Origin of the sequence: Escherichia sp. S10b (genome assembly GCF_028421345.1) — a bacterium.
Taxonomy (GTDB): Bacteria; Pseudomonadota; Gammaproteobacteria; order Enterobacterales; family Enterobacteriaceae; genus ECMA0423.
In genome coordinates this window covers 1-746 of record NZ_JAHZSO010000146.1, presented here as the reverse complement: position 1 = coordinate 746, position 746 = coordinate 1, and the positions used below count along the sequence as shown (strand labels likewise).

General features: G+C 54.8%; 1 protein-coding gene. It reads left to right on the top strand.

What is annotated here, in order from left to right; genetic code table 11:
- The coding region (repA, locus tag FTE26_RS08905) for a plasmid replication initiator RepA (protein ID WP_272457553.1) at positions 1 to 502 on the top strand (502 nt) is incomplete at its 5' end.
- Positions 503 to 746: the final 244 nt, after the last annotated feature.

Sequence of the window (746 nt, the reverse complement as noted above, 5' to 3'; positions counted from 1 at the left end):
GGCCCTGACGTTCCTGTCAGAGCTGGGACTGATTACCTACCAGACGGAATATGACCCGCTTATCGGGTGCTACATTCCGACCGATATCACGTTCACATCTGCACTGTTTGCTGCCCTCGATGTATCAGAGGAGGCAGTGGCCGCCGCGCGCCGCAGCCGTGTGGTATGGGAAAACAAACAACGCAAAAAGCAGGGGCTGGATACCCTGGGCATGGATGAACTGATAGCGAAAGCCTGGCGTTTTGTTCGTGAGCGTTTTCGCAGTTATCAGACAGAGCTTAAGTCCCGGGGAATAAAGCGTGCCCGTGCGCGTCGTGATGCGGACAGGGAACGTCAGGATATTGTCACCCTGGTGAAACGGCAGCTGACGCGCGAAATCGCGGAAGGGCGCTTCACTGCCAATCGTGAGGCGGTAAAACGCGAAGTTGAGCGTCGTGTGAAGGAGCGCATGATTCTGTCACGTAACCGTAATTACAGCCGGCTGGCCACAGCTTCCCCCTGAAAGTGACCTCCTCTGAATAATCCGGCCTGCGCCGGAGGCTTCCGCACGTCTGAAGCCCGACAGCGCACAAAAAATCAGCACCACATACAAAAAACAACCTCATCATCCAGCTTCTGGTGCATCCGGCCCCCCCTGTTTTCGATACAAAACACGCCTCACAGACGGGGAATTTTGCTTATCCACATTTAACTGCAAGGGACTTCCCCATAAGGTTACAACCGTTCATGTCATAAAGCGCCAGCCG